Source organism: Asticcacaulis sp. P4_H10 (genome assembly GCF_056400965.1).
Genome location: NZ_JBFUKH010000012.1, coordinates 1 through 22,999, shown reverse-complemented (window position 1 = coordinate 22,999; position 22,999 = coordinate 1). Strand labels below are relative to the sequence as shown.

At 61.8% G+C, this 22,999-nt stretch carries 22 protein-coding genes and 1 tRNA gene; 17 read left to right on the top strand and 6 right to left on the bottom strand.

Going from position 1 to position 22,999, the window contains the following annotated elements; translation table 11 throughout:
- The first annotated feature begins 25 nt into the window (after window positions 1-25).
- The 10 genes from AC1DON_RS20570 to AC1DON_RS20525 are packed head-to-tail and all read left to right on the top strand — an operon-like array spanning window position 26 to window position 11,744.
- Window positions 26-1,972, top strand: a complete 1,947-nt coding sequence (locus AC1DON_RS20570; protein ID WP_476936696.1) for a hypothetical protein — start codon at window positions 26-28, stop codon at window positions 1,970-1,972.
- A gap of 5 nt (window positions 1,973-1,977) precedes the next feature.
- Window positions 1,978-2,631: a hypothetical protein gene (locus tag AC1DON_RS20565; protein ID WP_476936695.1), complete on the top strand. Its 654-nt coding sequence runs from the start codon at window positions 1,978-1,980 to the stop codon at window positions 2,629-2,631.
- A 25-nt stretch (window positions 2,632-2,656) separates the two neighbouring features.
- The gene (locus tag AC1DON_RS20560; RefSeq protein WP_476936694.1) at window positions 2,657-3,355 is read left to right on the top strand and encodes a hypothetical protein; all 699 of its coding nucleotides are present in this window, start codon (window positions 2,657-2,659) and stop codon (window positions 3,353-3,355) included.
- Window positions 3,352-3,759 carry a DUF6950 family protein gene (locus AC1DON_RS20555; protein WP_476936693.1) on the top strand — a complete coding sequence of 136 codons (408 nt, stop codon included), beginning with the start codon at window positions 3,352-3,354 and terminating at the stop codon, window positions 3,757-3,759. The genes AC1DON_RS20560 and AC1DON_RS20555 overlap by 4 nt, the downstream gene beginning before the upstream one ends.
- Entirely contained in the window at window positions 3,756-6,797 is a 3,042-nt protein-coding gene (locus AC1DON_RS20550) for a phage tail tip fiber protein (RefSeq protein ID WP_476936692.1), read from the top strand. The genes AC1DON_RS20555 and AC1DON_RS20550 overlap by 4 nt, the downstream gene beginning before the upstream one ends.
- Window positions 6,794-6,970 carry a hypothetical protein gene (locus AC1DON_RS20545; protein WP_476936691.1) on the top strand — a complete coding sequence of 59 codons (177 nt, stop codon included), beginning with the start codon at window positions 6,794-6,796 and terminating at the stop codon, window positions 6,968-6,970. The genes AC1DON_RS20550 and AC1DON_RS20545 overlap by 4 nt, the downstream gene beginning before the upstream one ends.
- The gene (locus AC1DON_RS20540; protein ID WP_476936690.1) at window positions 6,967-10,410 is read left to right on the top strand and encodes a hypothetical protein; all 3,444 of its coding nucleotides are present in this window, start codon (window positions 6,967-6,969) and stop codon (window positions 10,408-10,410) included. The genes AC1DON_RS20545 and AC1DON_RS20540 overlap by 4 nt, the downstream gene beginning before the upstream one ends.
- Window positions 10,411-10,441: 31 nt before the next feature.
- On the top strand, window positions 10,442-10,909 hold the full coding sequence (locus tag AC1DON_RS20535) for a glycoside hydrolase family 108 protein (protein ID WP_476936689.1): 468 nt from the start codon (window positions 10,442-10,444) through the stop codon (window positions 10,907-10,909).
- Window positions 10,909-11,424: a hypothetical protein gene (locus AC1DON_RS20530; protein WP_476936688.1), complete on the top strand. Its 516-nt coding sequence runs from the start codon at window positions 10,909-10,911 to the stop codon at window positions 11,422-11,424. Before AC1DON_RS20535 ends, AC1DON_RS20530 begins: the two co-directional genes overlap by 1 nt.
- A complete protein-coding gene (locus tag AC1DON_RS20525) occupies window positions 11,424-11,744 on the top strand; it encodes a hypothetical protein (protein WP_476936687.1) in 321 nt (106 codons plus the stop codon). Before AC1DON_RS20530 ends, AC1DON_RS20525 begins: the two co-directional genes overlap by 1 nt.
- Before the next feature lie 4 nt (window positions 11,745-11,748).
- Here the strand turns inward: AC1DON_RS20525 and AC1DON_RS20520 are convergent, their stop codons facing one another.
- From AC1DON_RS20520 to AC1DON_RS20505, 4 genes are all read right to left on the bottom strand, one after another.
- A complete protein-coding gene (locus AC1DON_RS20520) occupies window positions 11,749-13,245 on the bottom strand; it encodes a serine hydrolase (protein WP_476936686.1) in 1,497 nt (498 codons plus the stop codon).
- A 172-nt stretch (window positions 13,246-13,417) separates the two neighbouring features.
- Complete coding sequence (locus AC1DON_RS20515; RefSeq protein ID WP_476936685.1) at window positions 13,418-14,323, bottom strand: NAD(+)/NADH kinase; 906 nt, start codon at window positions 14,321-14,323, stop codon at window positions 13,418-13,420.
- Window positions 14,323-15,294 carry an SPFH domain-containing protein gene (locus tag AC1DON_RS20510; RefSeq protein ID WP_476936684.1) on the bottom strand — a complete coding sequence of 324 codons (972 nt, stop codon included), beginning with the start codon at window positions 15,292-15,294 and terminating at the stop codon, window positions 14,323-14,325. The genes AC1DON_RS20515 and AC1DON_RS20510 overlap by 1 nt, the downstream gene beginning before the upstream one ends.
- Before the next feature lie 127 nt (window positions 15,295-15,421).
- A tRNA-Thr gene (locus AC1DON_RS20505) sits at window positions 15,422-15,497 on the bottom strand.
- Window positions 15,498-15,657: 160 nt separating this feature from the next.
- Between AC1DON_RS20505 and metG the strand changes: the two genes are divergently transcribed.
- Window positions 15,658-17,373, top strand: a complete 1,716-nt coding sequence (gene metG / locus AC1DON_RS20500; protein WP_476936683.1) for a methionine--tRNA ligase — start codon at window positions 15,658-15,660, stop codon at window positions 17,371-17,373.
- On the top strand, window positions 17,373-17,777 hold the full coding sequence (locus tag AC1DON_RS20495; RefSeq protein ID WP_476936682.1) for a DUF805 domain-containing protein: 405 nt from the start codon (window positions 17,373-17,375) through the stop codon (window positions 17,775-17,777). Before metG ends, AC1DON_RS20495 begins: the two co-directional genes overlap by 1 nt.
- A 206-nt stretch (window positions 17,778-17,983) precedes the next feature.
- Here the strand turns inward: AC1DON_RS20495 and AC1DON_RS20490 are convergent, their stop codons facing one another.
- The gene (locus AC1DON_RS20490; RefSeq protein ID WP_476936681.1) at window positions 17,984-18,847 is read right to left on the bottom strand and encodes a dienelactone hydrolase family protein; all 864 of its coding nucleotides are present in this window, start codon (window positions 18,845-18,847) and stop codon (window positions 17,984-17,986) included.
- 170 nt (window positions 18,848-19,017) lie between these two features.
- On the opposite strand from AC1DON_RS20490, the gene AC1DON_RS20485 reads away from it, so the two are divergent.
- The 5 genes from AC1DON_RS20485 (at window position 19,018) to AC1DON_RS20465 (ending at window position 21,683) form a co-directional block, all read left to right on the top strand.
- Complete coding sequence (locus tag AC1DON_RS20485; RefSeq protein WP_476936680.1) at window positions 19,018-19,431, top strand: DUF805 domain-containing protein; 414 nt, start codon at window positions 19,018-19,020, stop codon at window positions 19,429-19,431.
- A 31-nt stretch (window positions 19,432-19,462) separates the two neighbouring features.
- Window positions 19,463-19,867 carry a DUF805 domain-containing protein gene (locus AC1DON_RS20480; protein WP_476936679.1) on the top strand — a complete coding sequence of 135 codons (405 nt, stop codon included), beginning with the start codon at window positions 19,463-19,465 and terminating at the stop codon, window positions 19,865-19,867.
- Between the two features lie 160 nt (window positions 19,868-20,027).
- Window positions 20,028-20,555 (top strand): DUF805 domain-containing protein, encoded by a 528-nt coding sequence (locus AC1DON_RS20475; RefSeq protein WP_476936678.1) that lies wholly within the window; start codon window positions 20,028-20,030, stop codon window positions 20,553-20,555.
- A gap of 56 nt (window positions 20,556-20,611) precedes the next feature.
- Entirely contained in the window at window positions 20,612-21,136 is a 525-nt protein-coding gene (locus AC1DON_RS20470; RefSeq protein WP_476936677.1) for a DUF805 domain-containing protein, read from the top strand.
- 118 nt (window positions 21,137-21,254) lie between these two features.
- Entirely contained in the window at window positions 21,255-21,683 is a 429-nt protein-coding gene (locus tag AC1DON_RS20465) for a DUF805 domain-containing protein (protein ID WP_476936676.1), read from the top strand.
- Between the two features lie 35 nt (window positions 21,684-21,718).
- Here AC1DON_RS20465 and AC1DON_RS20460 read toward each other — a convergent pair whose 3' ends face one another.
- A complete protein-coding gene (locus AC1DON_RS20460; protein WP_476936675.1) occupies window positions 21,719-22,498 on the bottom strand; it encodes a YjbE family putative metal transport protein in 780 nt (259 codons plus the stop codon).
- Window positions 22,499-22,999: the final 501 nt, after the last annotated feature.

Here is a 22,999-nt window from a genome sequence, read left to right as displayed (position 1 = left end):
TCAGGAACCAGACAGGAGGTCGCGGATGGACATCGCCTCACTCGGCTTCAGGATCGACAGTTCGCAGGCTGTAAAGGCGGCGAAGGACCTCGACAGATTGCACGACCAGGCCAAACGCGCTGAAAAGGCTGTCGAAAAGCTCGACAACCAGATCCGGCGGATGAAGGATATTCCGTCTGCCGCATCGCGCCAGGTTGACGGCTCCTTGTCAAGGGAGGTCAGCCGCCCGACAAGCCGCGATGGGGCGGCGGGCGGCGCTGACGGCAGCATGGAGCGTGCTGCCGAAGACACGAGAAACATCGGCAAGGCCGCAAAGGTAGCCGCCGACGACATGGAGAAGATGCGTTCCCAGGCGCTCGAACTGTTCACGGCGGTAGCGTCGGGTGACGCGTCGCTCGGCATGTTCATCGAGCAGGGCTGGAAGATGGGCGAGATCATCATGTCGTCCGGTTCGAGCCTAGGGGCGTGGGCTCAGGCGCTCGGGCTTACCAATCCGATCGTGCTGGCGGTTGTCGCGGCCATTGGCGTGGCGGTCGGCGCCTTCGCCATGTTTCAGTCCGATCTCAACAAGCATGCCAAGGATAAGGCCTATCTGAAAAGCCTGGGCTTTACCAAGGATGAGATCGACAAGCTGGGCAAGACGACCGTTACCGCCGGCGATATCTTCAAGGGCTTCTGGATGACGCTCAACGAAGGTAACCGTGTGACGAAGGTCTTCGATGACGTCAAGAAGGTCGCCGGGGATGCCTTCCGGCAGATCGTAGACGGTGTCGGCATAGTTGCAGCCGCGATTGGCGGCTACTACGTAGCGGCGTTCAAGACGATCGCCTTCATGTTTTCCAACTTCGGCGGCATGGTGAGGGACGTCTTCATCACCTCGGCCAATTTCGTGATCGGCGCGATCAACTGGATGCTGGAGAAGGTCGTCGGCAGTTTCAGTGATCTCGGGCAAAAGCTCAACAAATTCTTCGGCAAGCATTTGTTCGACGAGATGAAGGCGATCCAGATTTCGCCTCTCAAGAACGACGCCGAAGGCAAGATGAAGGCGTTTCTCGGCTTTGCCACCAGTGCACGGAAGGAAATGGATGGAATTATGAAAGCCTCTGAGGGCATCGTCCGGAAAATTGAGATCAACAGCTATAAGTCAGCTATGGACGATGATGGCGTGCCGAAAGCAGGCGGGGGGGCGGCAACGGCCATCGCGGTGGCAACGAGCGGCAACTGTGATTGCGGGCCACAGACGGCCTACCACGCCGCCAACGAAAACGATCCGGCCAACGCCGTCGCTCCGGTCGCGCAGGTTGAAACGACGCTGGAGACTATCATCTTGCAGGGCAAGAAGGCACTCGACGGGCTGGTCGATGCCGCCGGAGGCGCTAAGGAGGCGCTGCATCCTCTCCGCGACCAGATCGCCGGGATCGGTGAGGATTTGTCGAAGAGCCTGGGCCAGGCCATCGTCAACGGCGAGGACCTGGGCGATGTCATGACCTCTACCTTCAAGCGCATCGCCGCCGAATGGGCCAGCCAGGGCATCCAGAAGATGTTCGATGGCCTGATCGGCAAGAAGGGTGACGCCGGTACCGGCATTTTGGGCGGATTGTTCAGCAGTGGCGGCTCGGGCGGATCGGGTGATTTCCTGAGCAAGGCCGCCAGCTTTCTTGGGGGGATCTTCAGCTTCGACGGCGGCGGCTATACCGGCGAAGGCTCACGCAATGGTGGCGTGGACGGCAAGGGCGGTTTTCTGGCTGTCATGCACCCGCGCGAAACCGTTGTCGATCACACCAAGGGCAGTGGCGGCGGCGGCGGGCAGGCCGTGCAGGTCGCGGTCAGCGTGACCGTCGATGACGACGGCAAGATCAGGGCCTATGTCCGCGACAGCTCGGCGCGCGCCGTCCAGACCGGGATCAGCCAGTACGACGCCGGCATGCCGCAACGCGTGGCGGCTATCGGCAATGACCCCCGGAGGCGATAGTTCATATGTCACTCGTTTTTCCACTTAATATCAGTAGCTTTTTCGATAAACTTAAGATTCAGTCGAGCAGTTTCGACCTGCCGGAAAGCCTGGTGTCTACGGGGACGACGGGCGCGGGGGAAATCCTGACCGCCGATGTCGGGACGCGGCTGTGGACCGGCGAGGTCCAGCTGGCGCCCATGCCCTATGACGAGGCCGAGGCGGTGTCGGCGAAGATATCGGCTTTGCGCCAGGCCGGCCGGTCCTTCTTTGTCTACAACATGGCCAAGACGTTTCCGCGCTACGATCCGGGCGGGGCGATCCTGAGCGGTGCCACACCGCAGATCCTGTCCGTGGATGACCGCAGCGTCTTGACGCTGAAGGGCCTGCCGGCGGGCTACGTGCTGTCCGAAGGCGACTATATTGGCTTCGAATATGGCAGCAGCCCAAAGCGCTACGCCTTGCACGACCTGGTTTCGCACACCGTTGCCAATGGCAGCGGGCTGGCGACTGTCGAGATATCCGGCGCCATTCGTCCGGGGGCTGCGGGAAATGCCAATGTCAGCCTGATCCGCCCGGTGTGCAAGGCGGTCCTGATCCCCGGCACGGCGTCACGCGGTACGGCTGCAGGCCAGTTCATAACCGGCATCACATTCAAATGGCGCCAGACTCTGAGATAGTCAGTTAAGGTCTTCGGATAACTCCATGAAATTCCTGCCTCCTTCGATACTCGCCGCGCGCCGGACGCGCGGCGGCACGATCGCCCATGCCCTGTTGTGGATCCGGGCCCGGACACGCGATCCCATTCCCACCGAGGAAGCTATTGGCCTGTGGACCGGCGACGACCATCAGGTCTTTGATATCCCGTTCGGCAGCAGCACCCAGGCGCGGACCTATTACGGCGCGGGCAATGCGCTGGACCTGGGCGACGGCGCCGCCGACATCGGCATCAAGGTGCGAACGCGCACCGTGACCCTTTCCGGCTTGTCGCCTGAGGTCCAGCAGGCCTGCAAGGCCTATGACGCCCGTCTGGCACCGGTGGAAATCCATCGTGTCGAATTCGACCCGGAAACCGGCGCGCAAATCCGGTCCGACGATGCCAGGTACCCCGTGCCTGAACGCCTTTTCAAGGGCTGGGTCGACGAAATCCGCTGGGAGCAGAGCAGCGGCCAGGTGACCTGCACCCTGCTGCTGGCCAGCGTGTCGCGGGCACTGACCCGATCCTTGACCCAGAAGTTCAGCGACGCCAGCCAGAGGCTGGTCGATGCCAATGACAGCTTCTTCGCGCACGTCGATGTCTCCGGGACGGTCGACCTCTACTGGGGCGAAAAGCGCGTCAACAAGACCGCGACCGGCATGGTCGGAAAGGTCGTCAGCAAGGTGAAAAACAGGGTGACGTCGTGAAACGGCTCAAGGATTGGGAACCGCGCCTGGTCGAATATCTGGCCACAGCAGCGCGCACTCCGTTCCAGGCGGGGACGCACGACTGCGCCCTGTTCATGGGGGCCTGCGTCGAGGCCATGACAGGCGTCGATCCGGCGGCGAAATGGCGCGGAAAATACAAGACGATCAAGTCAGGCATCGCCCGTGTTCGTCGTGCCGGTCACGCCGACCACGTCGCTGTCGTCGCGGCGATGTTCGAAGAAGTCGCGCCTGCCTATGCGCGCCGGGGCGATATCGGCGTCGTGGACGGCAGCGAGGGCTTTGGCGCGCTGTGCATCGTCCAGGGCGAGGGCGTCTATGTGCTGACGCATACCGGCCTTGGCCTGGAGCCGAGGCGAAACCTGAAAAGGGCTTTCCGCGTATGAACCGTCTCCGTCTTCTGCTGGCGGCCACGGCTGTCGGCCTGGCCTTGAGCTTTGGCGTCGCGCACGCCGATCCGGTTACCGCCTTCCTGACCGTCACCCTGCCGACCATGCTGGCGCCTGTCGTCGGCACGACCATGGCGGGCGTGATCAGCTGGGTGGCGCAGAACGCCGTCCGCATGGCCGGCATGTCGCTGCTGGGGCAGGCGCTGAGCAAGAAGCCCAAGACGGCGGCTGTCGGCATCAAGACCCAGACGACGACGGGCGGCTCGGTGGCTCAGACCTTCGTCCTGGGGCGCTTCGCCACGGCCGGCCAGCTGGCTGCGCCGCTCAATACCTACGGCACGGACGGCAAGACGCCCAATGCCTACCTGACCTATGTCATCGCGCGCGGCTGCATTCCGGGCCAGCAGTTGTCGCGGCTGATCCTCAATGACGACTATGTCGCGATCGCAGGTTCGAAAAGCCCGATCGGTGGATCCAGCGCGCTTGGCTACAAGCTGCTGGGCACACTGGAGGACAATGCCTGGATCAATGATTACGACGGCACGCAGACCGCCGCCGATCCGCTGCTGGTGGAAAAGTTCGGCGGCGATCCCGACCGGCCGTGGACGGGCAATGCCATCGGTCATGGCCGTCCCTATGCCGTGCTGGTCTTCCGCTACAATCGCGAAGTGCTGAACAGCCCGCCGAACCTGCGTTTCGAAGAGGACGGCATTCCGCTCTACGATCCGCGCGATCCGGACCAGAGCTGGGCAGATCCGTCGACCTGGCTGACGACGCAGAACCCGGTCATCATGATCTACAACCTGCATCGGGGCATCCGCTTGCCGGACGGCAGCGTCTATGGCGGCGAGGCGGCCGCGGAGGACCTCCCGCTCGACAACTGGATCGCAGCGATGAACGACTGCGATGAACCGGTCGAGACCGACGATGAAGGCGGCACCGAGCCGCGCTTCACGGCCGGGATCGAGGTGTCGCTGTCGGACGAGCCCGCTGATGTCATGGAGGCCCTGGAGACGGCGTGCCAGGCCCAGCAGGTCGAGATCGGCGGCGTGTGGAAGATCCGCGTCGGCGGACCGGGACTGCCGGTCCATTTCATCACCAATGACGACGGCGAACTTCAGAACGTCTTCGAGGACGAAGACATCCTGGTTGACCGTGACCGCGGCCACGACATGTTCCCGGGCCTGGCCAACACCTTCAACGGCATCCAGGGTTCGCATCCTCTGCCGTCGGCCCTGTGGGAAATGACCGACGCGCCGCCGCGCTTCAATGCCGACTGGGAAGCTGATGACGACGGGCGCCGCCTGATCGCCGACCTCAACCTGCCGGCGGTCTTCAGCCCGACCCAGGCCCAGCGCCTGATGAAGTCGTCGATCGAGGAGGAGCGCCGCTTCCGCCGCCACTCGTTGAGCATGGGGCCGTATGCTTCGATGCTAGAGCCTCTGGACGCCATCGCCTGGTTCTCTACCAGCGAGGGCTACACTAAACGCGACACCGAAGACCGGAAGGTCGGCAAGACGTTCGAGATTACCGGCGTCGCCGAGGGCCTGCGCACCCTGAGCGTCGACCTGGCCTTGCGCGAACGCGACAGCCAGGACTTTGTGTGGGCGGGCGACGATGCCTTGCCCTGGGCTGCGGCCATACCGGGCACCCGTCCCTTGGTGGTGCAGTCTGTGCCCGATTTCAACGTCATCAGCGGTGCGGTGATGGATGAGGCCGGAGGGGCGCGCCGTCCGGCTCTCGACATGACCTGGACCGGAACGGAAATGCCCGATGTGCGTGGCCTGATGTACGAGGTCCGCCTGCAGATGAACGAAGACCCGGTCACTTCGGGGACGGTGTCGGACATCACGCTTGGGCGCATACTGATTGTCGAAGGCATTTTGCCCGACACGCGCTATCAGGTGCGGGCGCGGCTGATCGTTGACCGGCCGACCCAGTGGACAGCGTGGAAGGGAGTCACGACCGACGATATCCGCTTCGATTTCATCGACCTGGCCGAAAGCCTGGCGACCACGATCGAAACGCCGCTGGACGAAGTGCTGAAGACCAATTTGCTGGTCCAGACCTATCAGAGCATCCAGGATGGGCTGAACTATACCGGCGATGGGCGGTCGCTTCAGTTCGCTACGCTTCAGGCGATCAACAAGGGCCAGGAGGCGATCGACAGCTTTAATCTGCTGGGCGTGCTGTCTGAGGACAGGACGGCCTATGTGCTGAACACGTCGTTCGCCCGGATCGGCGAGGGCGCGGACGATACCCTGGCCGGGCTGATCAGCACGGTGTCGACGGTGGATTCGACCGTCAGCGAACACAGCGAGGCCATTGGCAATCTCAGGGCGCGCTATTCGCTCAAGGTCGAGAATATCAGCGGCGGCCAGAAGGCCATCGCCGGCATGGTGTTCGATGCTTCGAACAGCACGTCAAGTATCGGCTTTTACGCCAGCAAGTTCTTCCTGGCCGACAATTCCGGCCTGAACCTGACCGTGCCGTTCTCCTATGTGGGCGGCAATATCCATATGGACGCCAATGTCCGTATCACCGGCGACCTGGTCGTCGACGGCACGGTGACGACGGAAAAGCTGATCAGCAATGCGGTCAGCAATTTCAACGACGACAGCTTCAGTGACTTCTCGACCGCCGGTACCGCCGATGAAGACTGCGCCATCGTACCCTTCATTCCGCAGGCCCGTCGCGCCCGGATCAGCTTTCGCGTCTCGGTCGCGGGCAACGGTGAGCGTTACGCCATCCTGATCAAGATATTCCGAAAGGCGGCGGGGGCGGGGTCATACGGTGCTTACAAACACCTGATGGGCTTTGTCGGTGACGCCGCGTTCTCCACGCACTGCACCTCCTACGTCTACGATTTCTTCGATGACGAGGAGGTCGGCAGCAACTTTACCTACAAGCTGACGGTGCGGACCCTGCGCGGGACCAATATCGGCGACGGCACGCCCGGGCCTGGCACCAGCATCATCAACTACCCCACGACCATCGAAGGCGGCAACATGACGATCGAGAGCATGAAGCGATGAGGCACATCCTGGTCTATCGCGACGAGCGGCCGTTTTCGCTCCGTAACTGTTCCGACAACCTGTTCGACCTGACGATCCAAAGCCTGCCTTCGGGTCTGGCCTGGATGGAAACCGATGCGCGCCGCCTTGAGGACGCGCCCCCTTACGACCCCGACAAGGTGACACTGACGTGACCATTGCTCTGCCTATTTCCGCCTTGTGGCTCGATGACGGCCTGACGACGCACGCCCCTGCGGGCACCGGTATCCGGACAGAATACGGCCTGGTGGCAAGCGCCGCGCGTGTCATCGACACCGGATCGCCGGGGACGCCGTGGCATGGGGTAGCGGCTTTCGAGCCTGCCGTGCTCAACGTCGCCGCCGGCCTCAGCTACGACCTGACCATCGAAGGCTGCGCGGACGCCGGGTTCACGGGGGCGGTGCAGGACCTGGCGTTGTGGCACATGAAGGCGAAGAACGCCCAGGACGTCATCGCGCTCGACAACAGCCACGACGGCACGGTCTACCGCTATCTGCGGCTCAGGATCACCGTCAACGGCGCCGGCGCGCAGGTCCGCGTCAAGGCCTTCATCAAGCCGTTGGCCGACCTTGACGACTACAGCCTGGCCGAGCTGATCACCGTGCAGATGACGCTGGCGCAGAATATCCGCAACGCCACTGCCAATTTCCGCACCTGGATGTCAGGGACGGTCAATGGCGGCGCATTGGAAGACGGCCGCTATCCCTTGTCGGACGGGCTGGGCAACACCGTCCTGGTCAAGTGTCCGGCGCGGATCGCTGCCGACGGCACCGATCCTTTCCCCGACTCGAATATCGACCTGCTGGGGGGAACGGAGACCGCCTTTGACGATGCCGTCGAGGTTGCCCGCACCCAGCGCAAGCCGCTGACCGGACGGGACGGCACCGTCGTCATTTCCGGCCCCAAGATCGTGACGGCGTGCAGCGTCAACCTGCCGTTCAAGACGATCAGCTTTGTCAGCAATCTGGGCGCCGGTACCGTCCTGAAAAGCCAGGACTATTCGGTCGGATCGACGGGCGCGCCCCTGACGCTGACGGTCAAGGGGCCGGCGGTCGAGCTGGGTCTGCTGCCGATGTCGGCAACTGTGCTGAACTATCCCAACACCTACAGTTTTCCGCCGCATTACGAGAAGGTCGCGCGCTTCGATGGCAATTTCGCCGATCCGTTCTGGAACCAGTCGCAGCCCTTTACCGCCGTGCGCATCCGGGGTGACCAGGGCGCGCGGGCGTCCTACGACATCGCCGTGCAGAACCATCGCGGCGACGGGCTCGAAATCCATTCCGATACTGAAAAGAAGCTGATCACCTACCGTTTCGATCACCTGTATCACGGTTCAGCCCTGGCCTTCCGGGCGCTCGACGGGCTGAGCCCCGACGAGGTCAGCGTGCGCATGGTGGGTACGCTGTGCTCCAACCTGGTCTATGCCCAGGAGGGCGGGCAATATTCCTATCGCGTTGAATTCAGCGTCGAAAACGTCATGCCGTGGATCGGCAGCTACGCCATCGAAGACTGTTCGCGCAAGGGCAGCTGCTATGCCGGCGAAATCCGCGCCGTCACTGGCGACCTGATCAAGGTCGAGACGCGGTCGTCGGGCTATACCGGCGGCGGTCCCAATGTCGTCTTCGACAGTCTGCGCGTCATCCAGCACTATTGCGGGCGCATCACGCTGATCAACCCCAAGAGCGTCGGCGGCACCATCTATCACGACCAGGTCGACAATACCCGCGAAGGCGGCACCAATGCCGTGCGTTACCGCAACGCGACGACGGCCGGCAGTCCGGTCTTCCTGTCGCGCGCCAGCTATCAGCCGGCCTTCCAGGTCGGGGCGGTGCTGGAAAACTGCACCCTGACCTATGTGTCGCGGCGCAATGTCTGTCCGGTCGGCGCCCGTATCGGCATCAGCGACTGGGTCAACCCCGTGATCCTCAGCGATGGCGTTGCCACCAGTACCGAGGCCGGCAGCGCCTTTTCCGGCAAGTCGATCCGGCTGGAGATCGAAATGGGCGATCGCAACAGCCCCGGCGATGTGACAGGCACGTTCAGCGGCACGAACTGGTCGGTCCCGGCAGTCGTGGGCGCCGACGGCATCAAGCGCCGTCCGGGCGTCGTGGTCGGCCAGTTCCTCCGGCACCCGGATTTGCCGTACTGGCTGAGGGTCAACGCCGCCGTCGTTCCGGCCAGTTCACCTTCGACAAACATCGATATCCCCGCAAGCTATACGCTCAACCAGACTGTCCCGGCGGGCACGCGCACTGTTGACACCACGGCGCCGGCGGACATGTTCGACGCCTTCTGGGCCGATTACGGCACGGGCTCGACCATCTGGGCGAATGGCAACCTGCAGGGCAATATCCGCATCACCGGCGGCTGGCAGAAGGGCACGATCCATGTATCAGCGGCCTGGGTGCGGGCAGGCTATACGGTTGATTTCGACGACAGCGCGGGCGAACCGACGACCGACTTCATCATCCACGGTCCCATGGACCTGGCCGAAGTCGCCGCCATTGCCTGGCCGTTCAAGGGCTGCAAGGTGTTGAGCGTCAACGACTTCGAAGGGAAGGGCATCATATATAACGGCACGCACTGGGTGCCCGAAGCGCCCGTCGTCGTGCCGGGCGTGTCGCTTGCGGCGCTGGGTTCACCCTTTAATGCCGGCTTTATCAAGCGCAAGGGGCTGAGCCTCATCAACCGCGACGACGGCCTGCCTTACTATGCGAGCGGTAGCGCTCGTGGCGACGCGTGGGTGACGCCGGGCGGGGCACCGATTGAGGTCGGTCTGCTTGATGAAACCAAGGCCTTCCAGGAGCGGGTCAAGGGCACCGGGACGTTCGCCGCCGGCTATCAACTGGCCTTTGACCGCTTCCTGCACGACCTGAAGGCGGCGGGCGTGTACACGTCCGACCCGGACACCAGCGTCATGAAGGGCTTCTGGGCGATGATGGGGCCGGACACGGCGACCGCCCAGGCAAACATGCTCTTCGCGGAGTGGCCGCTCGACCTCTTCGATGTGGATCAGGCGCCGGGCGTCGGGCTTATGCCGACCACCTCGACCGGCTATTCCGAAGTCCACGGCTGGGTGGCCTTGCCGCGCACCACCCATCAGCACAACATAATGGTTCTGGCGTCGTGCGGGCAACTCATGACCTCGGCAGAGTCGCAGGCCCTGGTGGGGGGACCCTATTTCAGTGTTGGCGGCAACAGCTACACCTTCCGCGCCACCTTCCACCGCAAGGATGGCGGCAACTACGTTCAGCTTGGTACCGACGACGCGGTCAAGGCGCTCAGTCAGGCCGGAAGCGATCCGGACCTGACGACCGGTTATCGCATCGGCATGGCCTGGACGACGCCACCCGTATCTCCGTCTGCGCCACCCACCCAGTCGATCCGCATGTTGGGCGCGCAGACCGTGAGCCATGAAAAAGCGGCCGTGAGCAACGCGCTCGATGCCATCTGGTTCGGCCGGTCGGAGCTGAAGTACCTGCCGCGTCCGCTGGAATTCGGCGGCATCGGTTCGGGCACCATCACGTCTGAACAGGCCGGCAGGGTGCTGATCGCGGTCAACACCCTGCGCAGCGCCCTTATCTCGCTAGCATAGTTCGCGCTGGCATAATATCGGAGTAAAACCAATGACTTTTGATGAGGCGTTCAGCGTGCTGATCGGCCACGAAGGCGGCTATGTCAACGACCCGCGCGACCCCGGCGGCGAAACGAAGTTCGGCATCAGCAAACGCGCCTATCCCTCTGAGGATATTCGGGGTTTGACCCTAGAGCGGGCGCGGGCGATCTATTATCGCGACTACTGGATCCGCTCGGGCTGTGAGCGCGTGCCGGAAGGCCTGCGCTTCGACCTGTTCGATACGGCGGTCAATTCGGGCCTTAGCCGGGCCATCCGCCTGCTGCAACTGGCCGTCAAGGTCGATGACGACGGCGAAATCGGCCCGGTTACGCTGAAGGCGCTGCGTGACGCCGATCCGGAAGGTCTGAAGGCCCGGTTCAACGGGCATCGACTGGATTTCCTGAACAATTTGGCGGAGTGGCCGGCGTTCGGGCGCGGCTGGGCGCAGCGCATCGCCGACAACCTGATGAGGGCGTGATGAGCGACTGGAAAAGCGTGTTGAAATCACTGGCCCCGACGATCGCGGCAGGGCTTGGCGGGCCATTGGCAGGCGCGGCGGTGACGGCCATCTCCAAGGCGGTGCTCGGTAAGGACGGCGGGTCTGACGACGAGCTGGCCAATGCCATTGTCGGCGCGTCGCCCGAAACCCTTGCTGCTATCAAGACTGCCGAGTTCGAGTTCAAGGCGCGCATGGCGCAGTTGAACGTCAATGTCTTCGAACTGGAAGTCCAGGATCGCGGCGGTGCGCGCGAGCTTTTCCGCGTCAATCACTGGCCGCAGATCGTCCTGTCGGGGCTGATCGTGACGGGCTTCTTCGCGGCGCTGTTCTTCGTGCTGTCAGGCTGGGCGCAGATGTCCGGCACGGATCAGGCAGCGTGGCTGATGCTGGGCGCTTTGGGGACGGCCTTCACGCAGGTGCTGAACTTCTGGTTCGGTTCGACCTCGGGCGGCCAGGCGAAGACAAACCTGCTGGCGCAAGCGGGGAGGGCGTGATGAATCTTGGCATGACACCTGCCGTCATCGTGGCGCTGATTGCCGTGGGATTCAGCGTGCTGGTCACCTGGGCGGGCGTTATCATCTGGGCGATGCGCCAGGAGGGGCGGATCAACCTCGCCAATGAGCGCATCGACCATTTCAACGACAAACTGTCGAGTGCCGTCGCGGCCCTGGCCAAGTTCGACGAGAATACGCAAAGCCAGGTCGAGAACTACCAGCAGAACACCGAACGCAAGATCGACGAACTCGGTCGCAACATGTCGGCCAAGTTCGAGAAGGTGTTTGATAAGCTAGATCAGAAGGTGGATAAGGACTAGGTGATCAGCCCTGTTCCAGCGTCTTGAGGCGATCCTTAGCGTGGTCGTTGTTCGGATCGCGCTCAAGCGACAGGCGGTAATTGGCGATGGCCTGGGCCTTGTCGCCGGCTGTCTCATAGCCTTCGGCCAGGCTGTCATAGGCATTAGCCGATTGCGGGTAGGCCTCGACGTTGCGGCGGAACAGGCGGATGGCCTCTTCGACGCGGCCGGCAGACATCAGCGCGTAGCCGCCGAGATTAAGGTCGTATTCGAAGGCCGTTGCGCGCACCGCTTCGAAGTGGCTGAGCGCCAGATCGGCGCCGTGCAGGATGGCCACCAAAGGGATAGCGCGCGCCGGCCCGCCAAAATCGTGTTTCCAGCCATACAGTTCTCCGACGCGTCGCATCACCAGGTCCTGGACCAATGCCCCGCCGTCGGAATTGGTCATCACTGTCACGCCGTCGCCGGTGTCGCCGTTCATGATCAGCAGAGACCGGAAGCCTTCGTTGGCGCCACTGTGTTCGAAGCTGCCGGGATTTTTGGGATTGCTGAAAAAGCCTAATATGTCGCCATTGGGGACGGGGCGGAACATCTCCGCCATGGTCGCTTTCGACAAGGCGGGATTAGCTTGTCCGAGACGCGCCTTTGCCGTTGCGATGGCGAAGCGGGCCAGGTCGGACGGTGTCGTCCACAGCCCTGCTGCCGCCATTTCCGGGTAGATGTGCCAGCGGCCGCCGACCGCTTTGCCGTCCATCCCTGTGCCGGCGGCAGCGAGCGCCGCACGCGCGTTGGAGAGGGGCTGTTCATAGGTCGATGCCTTCATCCCCAGCGGTCCGAGCACGGTTTCCTGCATCAGGTCCGGAAAGGCGCGCCCGGTCGCTTCGGTCATCAAAAGCTGTTCGACTGTGATGCCGCCGCCGGAATATTGCTGACGGCTGCCGGGCGTGAAGATGACGCGCACCGGATCGGTATTGGCGGGCGCCACGCCGTCGAGGATCTGTTGCACGGTTGGGCGCGGGACATCCGTGGCATAGCCCGGAAAGCCATGCACGCTCAGGCCCGCCGTATGAGATATCAACCGGCGCAGGGTGACTTTTTCGGTCGCTGTGAATGCGTTGTCAGGGACTTTCCAGCTTTTCAGCCTGTCATTGACATTGCCATCGAGATCGAGCCGCCCGCGCTGGACCTGATAGAGCGCGCCGGTGGCGGCGACGGGCTTGGAGATTGAGGCCGCCTGGAAAAGGGTGTTGGGTGTCGCCCTTGTGTTTTCGCCGGGATTGGTAGCGCCATAGGCGTGCGCCCAGTCGAGCTGGTAGCGCGCAATCACCGCGACGCTGAGGGCAGGGGTGTTAAGACCTGTCATAGCGTCAGCAAGCGTAATACGTAACGTCTTGCCGTCCTGAAGCAACAGCTCAGCCAGGGTACCTTCCAGCGCCGCCGCCGGGTTCGCTCGTGCCAGTCCGGGTACGATGGCGCTGGCTGCTAACGCGCCGATGAAACCTCGTCGTGACAGCTGTGACATGGTGGTCTCCCTTATCTACGAATATCTTCGTATGTGGCGGGGAGGTTGTCAAGCCGGGTAGTGGTGGAGACGGACTACAGAGCATAAAACATAATTCAATCGCCCAAACAAAAAGCCCTCGGTGGAAACGCCGTGGGCTTTTTTATGTCCTATCGCGTTCTGTGGACGAGCGTCACAATGCCTTTAGCAGCTTCAGCTTTCGATCTGCGACCTTGATTTCAAGGCCTTGTCCCCAGCCGAAGGCAAGGCGGTCGCTTTCCATGCCGTCGGCGAAGACAACACCGCCGTCGTTCATGCGGGACGTGATCCTGAGAGCGCCCGATCCATGTATCAGGCCGTCCACCAGCTCTGCCTGCGTAAAGCGGCTTGGCCAGGCCTCGCGGACCAGAAATTCCAACGTCTGATCCGTCGGCGCGGGCGCTTGGGTGTGCACCATTCGCGACTGCTGACGGATGGATCTGGCCCAGCCTGTGGCGCCGGTCCCCGTTGTTACGATGATGCCGCTGGAAGAATGGTTTTCGTGCACACCGTCAAAGCCGATTTCGTAACGTGCCGACTGATGGCTGGCGTGGCCGATGAAGATTTCGTTCAGGCCAAGCAGACGTCGTCCGTCATCCATCGAGGCCTCGACCATCGTCCGCAATTCCGTTGGCCAGTCGCCGTGAGGCGTTGCCTGCAGCACGCCCGCGATGCCGTCTTCCCGGAAAGGCACCAGCACACCGGCATTTATGTCCGGTTCCGGGTTGACCCCGATGACCGGTTGACCGCTCAGATACTTTGCGACATTGGCGACCAGCCCGTCCTGGCCGACAGCGACGACGATGTCTTCGCTGGCGAACAGGAAACGGTCGAGATCGCCCCGCTTGACGTGTGCGGTCCGCCATTCGGCAGGAATAGCCGCGCGAACATTAGACAGCGCCTGCTTCAGTCTTTCGTGCCGGGCTTCGACCTGAGCCAGTTTCTGGCCGCGTTGCTCAAGGAAGAACGCCGTCTGCCCGCGCGTGGCGTGGTGGGCGAGGAGCCATTCGAAATCGCTCTCACGCGTTACCAGCACGACCCTGGGCGTCAAGGTACTCATTACGCGCCTTTGGACTTTTTGAACTCTCCGACAACGGTGGCAAGCAGGTCCGGTGTGATGTTGAGGTTTTCAATGCTGTTGAGCTTGGTGGCGAATTCCCGCGCCGCCAGGGCCAGCATGGCTTCCGGCGACAGCTCCTTGTAGGAGGCCAGCATCGCCCGTTCAGCCTCGGCATTGGCCGCGCCCAGCGTGGTAATACGATTGGCCTCAGCGTCGGCCCTGACTTTGAGTGCCCTGACATCGGCTTCGGCCTCAGCCTGCGCATTGGCGGATTGTTCGGCGATCAGCTGCATTTGCCTGCGGGCAAGCTCAACCTGGTTCGCCAGTTCATTTTCGGCAATCGCCCGCTCCTTATCGACCGCAAGGGCGCGGCGGGCAAAACTGGCCTCGTCAGCTTTTTGCAGCAGTTGTTCGAAGGTCGGCGTTTGCAGCGCCTTCTCCAGATCGGCGCTTGGGGTGACGGCTGTGACGCGCACCGCGATGACACGAAGGCCCATCTCTGACAACAAGGGTGAGGCGGTCAGGTCGGAACCGATACGTTCCTGCAAAGGCTTGACGCCGGCCTCCAGTACTTGCGCAACCGTGCGTTCGGCGAAATACTGCACCGACGCCTGTTGGGCCAGGCCCGTCAGCAAGGTTTCGATCTGCTGCCGCGGTTCGCCGCGCAAAAGACCTGTCTTGAGATCGATATTGAAGTCGACGCGGTCAGCGAGCTGTTCGGGATTTTCCACGCGCCATGTCATCGTGCCCTGGGCGTTGAGCGCCTGGTAGTCCTTGGAGCGTCCGGTGAAAATATAGGTCAGGTCGCGGTCATCGACGGCGATTTCCGCAACTGAGGTGCGATCGGGAAGGAAGTAGAAGGTAAGGCCGCGTCCACTGGCGGTTTTTTGGCCGCTTGAGAACCTGATGACATGGGTGGAAGCGTCCGCACGCAAATGCCGGACGAACGGGTAGTGTCTGATTTCGGCCATGAAATGCCCCTCTCTCTGTGGGCAGGAGATTTTCTATATTGGCGCGATGAGTCAATGCGTTACGCCTCGCTTTTGGCTTTGCGCGGCGCATTTTCACAGAAATTGTATTTTGGGGAAGGCTTTGGGGTGGTGCCGGCTGCAGGAATCGAACCCGCGACCTGATGTTTACAAAACAACTGCTCTACCAACTGAGCTAAGCCGGCCAACCCTTCCAGGCGACGATGCGACTGGCAAGGCGCGCCTTATGCCGACCCCCACCGGCCTTGTCCAGAGCAATTTGAAACGAAATAAAGCTTGCTGTGCAGAAGCCGAGAAAATAGAGGTCTGCGACCGACTCCCGATCTCTGACGATTGACGCACATCATGTCCCGCATTCTCATCACTTCCGCGCTGCCTTACATCAACGGCATCAAGCATCTCGGCAATCTGGCCGGGTCCATGCTGCCCGCCGACGTCTATGCGCGTTTCATGCGGGCGCGCGGCCATGAGGTGCTGTATATCTGCGCCACCGACGAGCACGGCACCCCCGCCGAGCTGGCCGCCGCCAAGGCCGGCCAGGACGTGCGCACCTATTGCGATGAGCAGCATCTGATCCAGAAAAACGCCGGGCAGCAGTTCGGCCTCAGCTACGACTGGTTCGGCCGGTCTTCGTCGCCGCAGAATCGCGAACTGACGCAGATGTTCTGCGATGCGCTCGACAAGAACGGGCTGATCGAGGAGCGCACCGACAAGATGGTCTATTCCATCGACGACGGCCGCTTCCTGCCGGACCGTTATGTCGAAGGCACCTGTCCGCACTGCGGCTATGAAAAGGCGCGCGGCGACCAGTGCGACAATTGCGGCCGGCTGCTCGATCCGACGGACCTGAAGAACCCGTATTCGGCGGTATCGGGCTCAACCAATCTGGAAGTTCGCGACACCAAGCATCTGTATTTGCTGCAAACCAAGGTCGAACCGCAGCTGCGCGAGTGGATCGCCAGCCACGACAACTGGCCGCACCTCGCGAAAGCCATCGCCAACAAGCACCTGGAAGAAGGCCTGATTGATCGCGGCATCACGCGCGACCTGAAATGGGGCGTTCCCGTAGGCAAGGACGGCGTGGCGCGTCCGGGCTTTGAAAACAAGGTCTTCTACGTCTGGTTTGACGCGCCGATCGAATATATCGGCGCGACGCGTGAGATGTTCGATGCCCAGAATGACCCCGATGGCTGGAAAAGCTGGTGGCGCCTCGATCAGGGCGCGGACGACGTGCGCTATGTCGAATTCATGGGCAAGGACAATGTCGCCTTTCACACGGTCAGCTTCCCCGCGACCATCATCGGTTCGGGCGAGCCGTGGAAGATGGTCGACACGCTGAAGGCCTTCAACTGGCTCAACTGGTACGGCGGCAAGTTCTCGACCTCGATGAACCGCGGCGTCTTCATGGACCAGGCGCTGGAGCTGCTGCCGGCAGATTACTGGCGCTGGTACCTGATCGCCAATTCGCCGGAAAGCTCGGACAGCTCGTTCACCTGGGAGCAGTTCCAGGCGACAATCAACAAAGACCTGAACGACGTCCTCGGCAATTTCGTCAACCGCATCACCAAGTTCTGCGAAGGCAAGATGGGTGGCGTGGTGCCTGAAGGCGGCGAGGCGGGGCCGCTGGAAGAGAAGCTCTATGCCGACCTGTCCGCATTGCTCGAAGAGGCCACGCAGGCCTTCGAAGAGATGGAGATGCGCAAGGCGGCGCAGGCCGTTCGCCGCATCTGGGTTCTGGGCAATGAGTATCTGCAGGAAGCAGCCCCCTGGACCGCGCTCAAGACCGATGCGGTCAGGGCAGGGGTGATCGTCCGTCACGGCCTGAACCTCGTCCGGCTCTATGCCGTACTGGCGCAACCGTTGATTCCGTTCGCGGCCGAAAAGATCGCGGCGACAGTCGGTGCGACGCTTCCTATCGCGTGGCCGTCGACGGATGCCAAGGCGGAGCTGTCGCAACTGGCGCCGGGTACACCTGTTGCCGCCGGTGAAGTCCTGTTCCGCAAGATCGAGGACACCCAGGTCGCCGAATGGGCCGAGCGCTTCGGCGGCAGCGAGGGCTGATGCCGCTTTGGCAAATGCTTTTCGGATTTAACGGCCGCATTCGTCGCCGGGACTACTGGCTGTGGTCGATTGTGAATGTCATCGGCTTTTGCGTCATGTCCGTGATCGTGACGCGATTCTTTGTCGATACCGCGCTGGACGGTAGCGGCATGGGCGTTCAGTGGTTCCATAACCTGGCGATCCTCGCCGCGATGTTTCCGTTCTTCTGGATCGGCACGGCGCTTAACATCAAGCGGCTGCATGATATCGACCGTTCCTACCGCTGGTGGCGGATCAATCTGATTCCCGTGCTGGGCTGGGCGTGGACCTTCTTTGAGTGCGGCTTGCGCGACGGCACGCCGGGACCGAACCGCTATGGTCCTTCGCCGAAGGGCGTAGGCGATCCGGAAAAGGTGTTTGAGTAAGGGGGGAGCGCCTTCAAATCCCTTCTCCCCTTTTAAGGGGAGAAGGTTAGGATGAGGGGTTGGTACGACATGTACGAACGACGCAGTCTTTGACTCCAACCCCTCACCCGGATGGCTCCGCCATCCATCCTCTCCCCTCGAGTGGGGAGAGGGGAAGTGAAATGTCCGTTCGTGTGGCTCGTGGTTTCTTCTTTTTCGCTCGAACCTTACACAAGATATTTCTTCAGCCACGCCACCGTCCGGCCCCAGGCCAGGTCAGCCGCCGCCTTGTTATAGCGCGCCTCGGACGTGTCGTTGTTGAACGCGTGCTGGACGCCGTCATAAATCCGTATTTCGAAGGTCTTGCTCGCGTCCGTTAAAGCTTTGCGATAAGCTTCGATGCCGGCATTGATGCGTTCGTCCTGGCCGGCATAGTGCAGCAGCAGCGCGGCCTTGATGCCCGGCACGTCGGCGGCCGCCGCCTGGGCGCCATAATAGGCCACGCCGGCCTTCAGGTTCGGTGATTTGGTCGCCAGCCGGTTGACCAGCCCGCCACCCCAGCAGAAGCCGACCGCGCCGACGGCCTTGACCGTATCCTTGCGCGCCAACAGATAGTCGATACTGGCCTGGGCATTGGTCAATGTCACCGCCGGATCAAGCTTGCCGATCAGCTCGCGCGCCTGGTCTTCGTTGACGGGTGTGCCGCCCGCAGGCGTCAAAAAGTCCGGCGCCAGGGCGACAAACCCTTCCAGGGCCATGCGCCGCGCCACATCGCGGGTGTGCTCATTGAGCCCGCGATTTTCATGGATGATGATGACGGCGGGCAGGGCGCCGGCCGGTTTTTTGGGTCGCGCAACATAGCCCTTCATGTCCCCATAGCTGACGCTTTCCGAGACAAGCCGGTCGTCCAGGTCGGACACGATCGAAGCGTGCGCCGGGCTGGCCGCCAGCATGGGCGCGATCACCGCCGCCGCTGCCGCCGATCCGGCCAGCGCCGTCAGCTTCTCCATGAAGCCGCGCCGGTCCATCGTCCGATGGGTAAAGTCGTCATAGGCATCAATCATTGCCTGGGTGATCTGCGGCTTTTCCATAAACGTCCCGTCCTTTTCCGTGGCCCCATCCTGTGAATTATGAACGTCGGCTGGCCTTCCATCCGTCGCAAGCATTACGAACACGTCACAAACTAAATCCGAATTCAGTATTTCGCGTCGCGCGTGTCTTTATAATGGCGACAGGAGAAAACCGGGAAAGGAAGATTCTCATGTCACTGGTACAGTTCCTGTTCAGCTTCGAAGGCCGGGCGCGCCGCCTGCACGTCTGGATGTTTTTCCTTGTACTCAGCTTTGTTTACGGCGGACTCTTCTGGCAGTTTGGCAACTTCAGCGTTTCGCACGGCGACACCAATTACGGCCCGGGCAGCTTTACCTGGTCGGCCATTGTCACCAACCCCATTGTCGATATTTTCGGCCTGGTGGCCATCTGGATGAAGCTGGCCGTCCTGACCAAGCGCTGGCACGATCGCGACAAGTCTGGCTGGTGGAACCTGATCGGTTTGATCCCCCTGATTGGCGGCCTGTGGGTGCTGATTGAGTGCGGCTTCCTTGACGGAACGCCCGGATCGAACAAATATGGACCGTCGCCCAAGGGTATCGGCGCTCCAGCCGGAGCCTTCTAAAGGGCGCGACAGCAATAAAGGGGGAATAGCCATGTCTATCATGGATCTTTTGTTCAGTTTCAAGGGGCGTATCCGCCGCAGCCAATACTGGCTGGCGGCCCTGGTTGCCGGCGTCGTATTCGGCGTGCTCATCAATGTGATCATCGGTTTCACTTTCGCAGCCAATCCGGGCGCGCTGGAGCAGGGGCAGTTTCAGCCGATCGTGTGGATCGGTATGGGGCTCGCCTATATTCCGCTGATCTGGATCAGCCTGGCCCTGGCGATCAAACGCTGGCACGACCGCGACAAGTCGGGCTGGTGGGTCCTGATCGGTCTGATCCCGATCGTGGGCGGCATCTGGACGCTGATCGAGTGCGGCTTCCTGGACGGCACGCAAGGCCCTAACAAGTTCGGTCCGTCGCCCAAGGGTATCAACGCCCCTGAACGCGCGTTCTGATCCACTATTGATTGCCTGAGTATAAGAAGCCGGGTCCCTTAGGTGGGCCCGGCTTTTTTGTTTTATGCTTAACGCGCTCATTATGCCGCAACGGAGGTTTTCCCGTCGCAATTTTACCCGTCCCGGCGCCTATCCTTTCGAAACAAGAGAGGGTCTCGTCATGTTCCGTTCGATGTCCAGCGGACTGCTTTCCACGCTGTTCAGCGCCGACGGCCGCATTGGCCGGGGCGACTACTGGCTGTGGTCGATTCTGGTCAACCTGGCCGTCCTAGGCATCCAGCACTATGTCTTCGGCTTCTGGACGCTGTCGCCGGTCTTTCTGGATGTGCTGATCGCGCGCGGTGATGAACTGCCGGGCGACGTCGCCGCCGTCCACATGGTTTTGTTCACTCTGACCCTGTGGCCGATCCTGTGCCTGAACGCCAAGCGCTGGCACGATCGCGGCAAGTCAGGCTGGCTGGCCGGCGTGGTCCTGGCCCTGGGCGTGGCCTGCTATGCGCTCAACTGGGTCTATCCCGGTGACTATTACGATTATGACCTCTATACGCTGGTGCGGATCATTCCGCTGGCCTATGGCGCTTTCCTGGTCTGGACGTTTATCGAATGCGGCCTGATGCCGGGTGAGCCGCATACCAACCGCTATGGCCCGCCTGTTGGTTATTATGGCCGCGAGGAAGCCTACTACTAAAGCTTGCCGCCCTCCACCGGACGTGGTCATATGATCGTCCGGACGAGGGGGATTCCATGAATATCATCCAACTGCTTTTCAGCGCCAAGGGCCGCTTGCGCCGCCGTGATTGGTGGCTGACGTGTATCTGTCTGGGCATTGTCAATATTGTCGTGGAGTTCGCGGTCCATCAATTGGTGTCGGGTAATCCGCCTGGCGCCTTTTTTACCGACCTGGGCGGGTGGACGAAATTCGATCCTACGCCCTTCAACATGTTCCTGTGGACCTATTTCATCCTCATGATCTGGCCCGGCATATGCCTTTCGGCGAAACGCTGGCACGACCGTGGCCGGCCAGGATGGCTGGCCGGTGTGCTGATGGTCATTACCTACACCTGCCTGTTTGCTCAGGTCACTTACGGACCGACGGCGGCCGGCGGCACCGAAGGCGTCAACTGGCCTGTCTATGGCGCGGCAGCACTGGTCTCCCTCGTCGTCAGCATCTGGCAGTTCGTCGAGCTCGGCTGTCTGGATGGCACCAAGGGCCCGAACACATACGGCCCGTCGCCGAAGGGCGCGGGTGGTTCGTCCGACGTTTTCTGACAACGCGTCGCAATCTGATACCTCGCGATATTGTGAAATGTGAGTTGGCAAACCGGTGTTACGTTCCGCGCAACGACCACAAAGAGTCGTTGTGCGAACCAACATAGGGAGAGTGCCAATGCGCCTTACGGACGCGCTTCTGAGCCCCCATGGCCGGTTGAACCGGGCCGGTTTCTGGGGCGGATATATGACCTTGAGTATCGTGACGGCGTTTGCCGGCTACAGCCTTTGGGCGCTGGCGGAATGGAAGGCGGGCGATGGCGGGCCGCTTGGTGACGTAGGCCTCAGGCCGTGGCTTGTCGGCCTGGTCCTGCTGGTGCCGGTGACGTGGATGAGCTTCTGCATTGCGGTCAAGCGCTGGCACGACCGCGGCCGGTCCGGCTGGTGGGTCGTGATCGGGCTGGTGCCCTTGATCGGCAATCTGTGGGGGCTGATCGAGTGCGGCTTCCTCAAGGGCACGCAAAGCGGCAACAAGTACGGCCCGTCGACGGCCAAGGCCGCTCTGCCGCAGTGGTACCACGAGGAAATCCCCGAGGACATGGCGTAAGGTTGAGGGGGACCTGCGCAGGTCCCCCTCAATGCCTACCGCTGGAAATGCTTCACCTGGTCCTGGGTGATATCCATGAAATCCGGCACAATCCGGTTATATTCCGCGACCTTGCCGGTATCGACGACGACGTCGCGGTGGCCTTCCCAGATCATGTTCATCGCCACATAGAGGATCATGAACAGGCCGATAAAGCCGATCCAGCGGTGCTTATGCAGCAGCTTGGCGATGAAGTGCGACGCCACGCCCATCAGGATGATCGACATGATCAGGCCGAAGACCATGATCGAGACGTGATGCCGCGCGGCGCCCGCGACGGCCAGCACATTGTCGAGCGACATCGACAGGTCGGCCACCAGGATCTGCAGCACCGCGGCGCCGAAGCTCTTCTGTTTGGCGGGGCGAGGGGCGGGCGTACCGATCGGGTCCAAGGCATCGGCCTTGCGGGCGGCTTCGTCGAGCGCGGCCTTGGCCTGAGCCGCCTGTTCGACGTGGTGCGCGTTGAGCTCATGCCACATCTTCCAGGCAACCCACAGCAACAGCAGACCACCGGCCAGCAGCAGGCCGACGATCCCGAGCAGCCATGATGTGCCCCAGACAAAGCCGATGCGCATGACAACAGCGATAATCAGCCCCCACATGATCGCCTTGCGCCGTTGCGCGGCGGCCAGCCCTGCGGCGGCAAGACCTACGGCCACGGCATTGTCGCCGGCCATGACCAGGTCGATGAACACGACCTGGAAGAAGGCCGATGCCTGCGACACGAAGTGCGGATCGGTGAAGTTGAACGTAGAAAGGTCTATGTTTTCGAACATGCTCGCCCCGGCGGAGAATTAACCTTTTGAACAAGTCCTAACCGGGGGAGCCGTCAATTGTCCATAGGTGATGCGGCGGGCGCAGGTGGAAAAGCCGGAATGGCCCCGCCCACCGTTCGCTCCGCTCTCGGTCCCCCCTCCCCATTTATGGGGAGGGCGAAAACCTTAAGGTCAATGCGCAAGAAGTAAAGATTGGGATCAATTTGGAAGCCCTGGCAGCAGTTCAATGCTCGATTCTTCGCCCTCTCCATTTTGTTTAGTCCGGGGACATAGGTGACATGTGTTCGGAGACATGGGTGACACTTTAGGCATGGAATAGCTGAGGAGCTTGCCATGCCTTGGAATGAGGTGTCGGTCATGGATCGCAGGCGGGAGTTTTTGAGTTTTGCCAGTCAGGCAAATGCGAACATTGCGTCGCTTTGCCGGTCTTTCGGGATTAGCCGGAAGACGGGTTACAAATGGGTGGAGCGGGCGTTGTCAGGGCTTGGCGAGGCGGGTGTC

Coding starts and splice junctions, on each gene's coding strand:
- AC1DON_RS20565 (WP_476936695.1), top strand. CDS start 1,978: ATGTCACTCGTTTTTCCACTTAATATCAGTAGCTTTTTCGATAAACTT.
- AC1DON_RS20495 (WP_476936682.1), top strand. CDS start 17,373: ATGCCGCTTTGGCAAATGCTTTTCGGATTTAACGGCCGCATTCGTCGC.
- AC1DON_RS20460 (WP_476936675.1), bottom strand. CDS start 22,498: ATGTTCGAAAACATAGACCTTTCTACGTTCAACTTCACCGATCCGCAC.
- AC1DON_RS20475 (WP_476936678.1), top strand. CDS start 20,028: ATGTTCCGTTCGATGTCCAGCGGACTGCTTTCCACGCTGTTCAGCGCC.
- metG (WP_476936683.1), top strand. CDS start 15,658: ATGTCCCGCATTCTCATCACTTCCGCGCTGCCTTACATCAACGGCATC.
- AC1DON_RS20480 (WP_476936679.1), top strand. CDS start 19,463: ATGTCTATCATGGATCTTTTGTTCAGTTTCAAGGGGCGTATCCGCCGC.
- AC1DON_RS20485 (WP_476936680.1), top strand. CDS start 19,018: ATGTCACTGGTACAGTTCCTGTTCAGCTTCGAAGGCCGGGCGCGCCGC.
- AC1DON_RS20560 (WP_476936694.1), top strand. CDS start 2,657: ATGAAATTCCTGCCTCCTTCGATACTCGCCGCGCGCCGGACGCGCGGC.
- AC1DON_RS20550 (WP_476936692.1), top strand. CDS start 3,756: ATGAACCGTCTCCGTCTTCTGCTGGCGGCCACGGCTGTCGGCCTGGCC.
- AC1DON_RS20520 (WP_476936686.1), bottom strand. CDS start 13,245: ATGTCACAGCTGTCACGACGAGGTTTCATCGGCGCGTTAGCAGCCAGC.
- AC1DON_RS20515 (WP_476936685.1), bottom strand. CDS start 14,323: ATGAGTACCTTGACGCCCAGGGTCGTGCTGGTAACGCGTGAGAGCGAT.
- AC1DON_RS20490 (WP_476936681.1), bottom strand. CDS start 18,847: ATGGAAAAGCCGCAGATCACCCAGGCAATGATTGATGCCTATGACGAC.
- AC1DON_RS20465 (WP_476936676.1), top strand. CDS start 21,255: ATGCGCCTTACGGACGCGCTTCTGAGCCCCCATGGCCGGTTGAACCGG.
- AC1DON_RS20530 (WP_476936688.1), top strand. CDS start 10,909: ATGAGCGACTGGAAAAGCGTGTTGAAATCACTGGCCCCGACGATCGCG.
- AC1DON_RS20470 (WP_476936677.1), top strand. CDS start 20,612: ATGAATATCATCCAACTGCTTTTCAGCGCCAAGGGCCGCTTGCGCCGC.
- AC1DON_RS20510 (WP_476936684.1), bottom strand. CDS start 15,294: ATGGCCGAAATCAGACACTACCCGTTCGTCCGGCATTTGCGTGCGGAC.
- AC1DON_RS20545 (WP_476936691.1), top strand. CDS start 6,794: ATGAGGCACATCCTGGTCTATCGCGACGAGCGGCCGTTTTCGCTCCGT.
- AC1DON_RS20525 (WP_476936687.1), top strand. CDS start 11,424: ATGAATCTTGGCATGACACCTGCCGTCATCGTGGCGCTGATTGCCGTG.
- AC1DON_RS20570 (WP_476936696.1), top strand. CDS start 26: ATGGACATCGCCTCACTCGGCTTCAGGATCGACAGTTCGCAGGCTGTA.
- AC1DON_RS20535 (WP_476936689.1), top strand. CDS start 10,442: ATGACTTTTGATGAGGCGTTCAGCGTGCTGATCGGCCACGAAGGCGGC.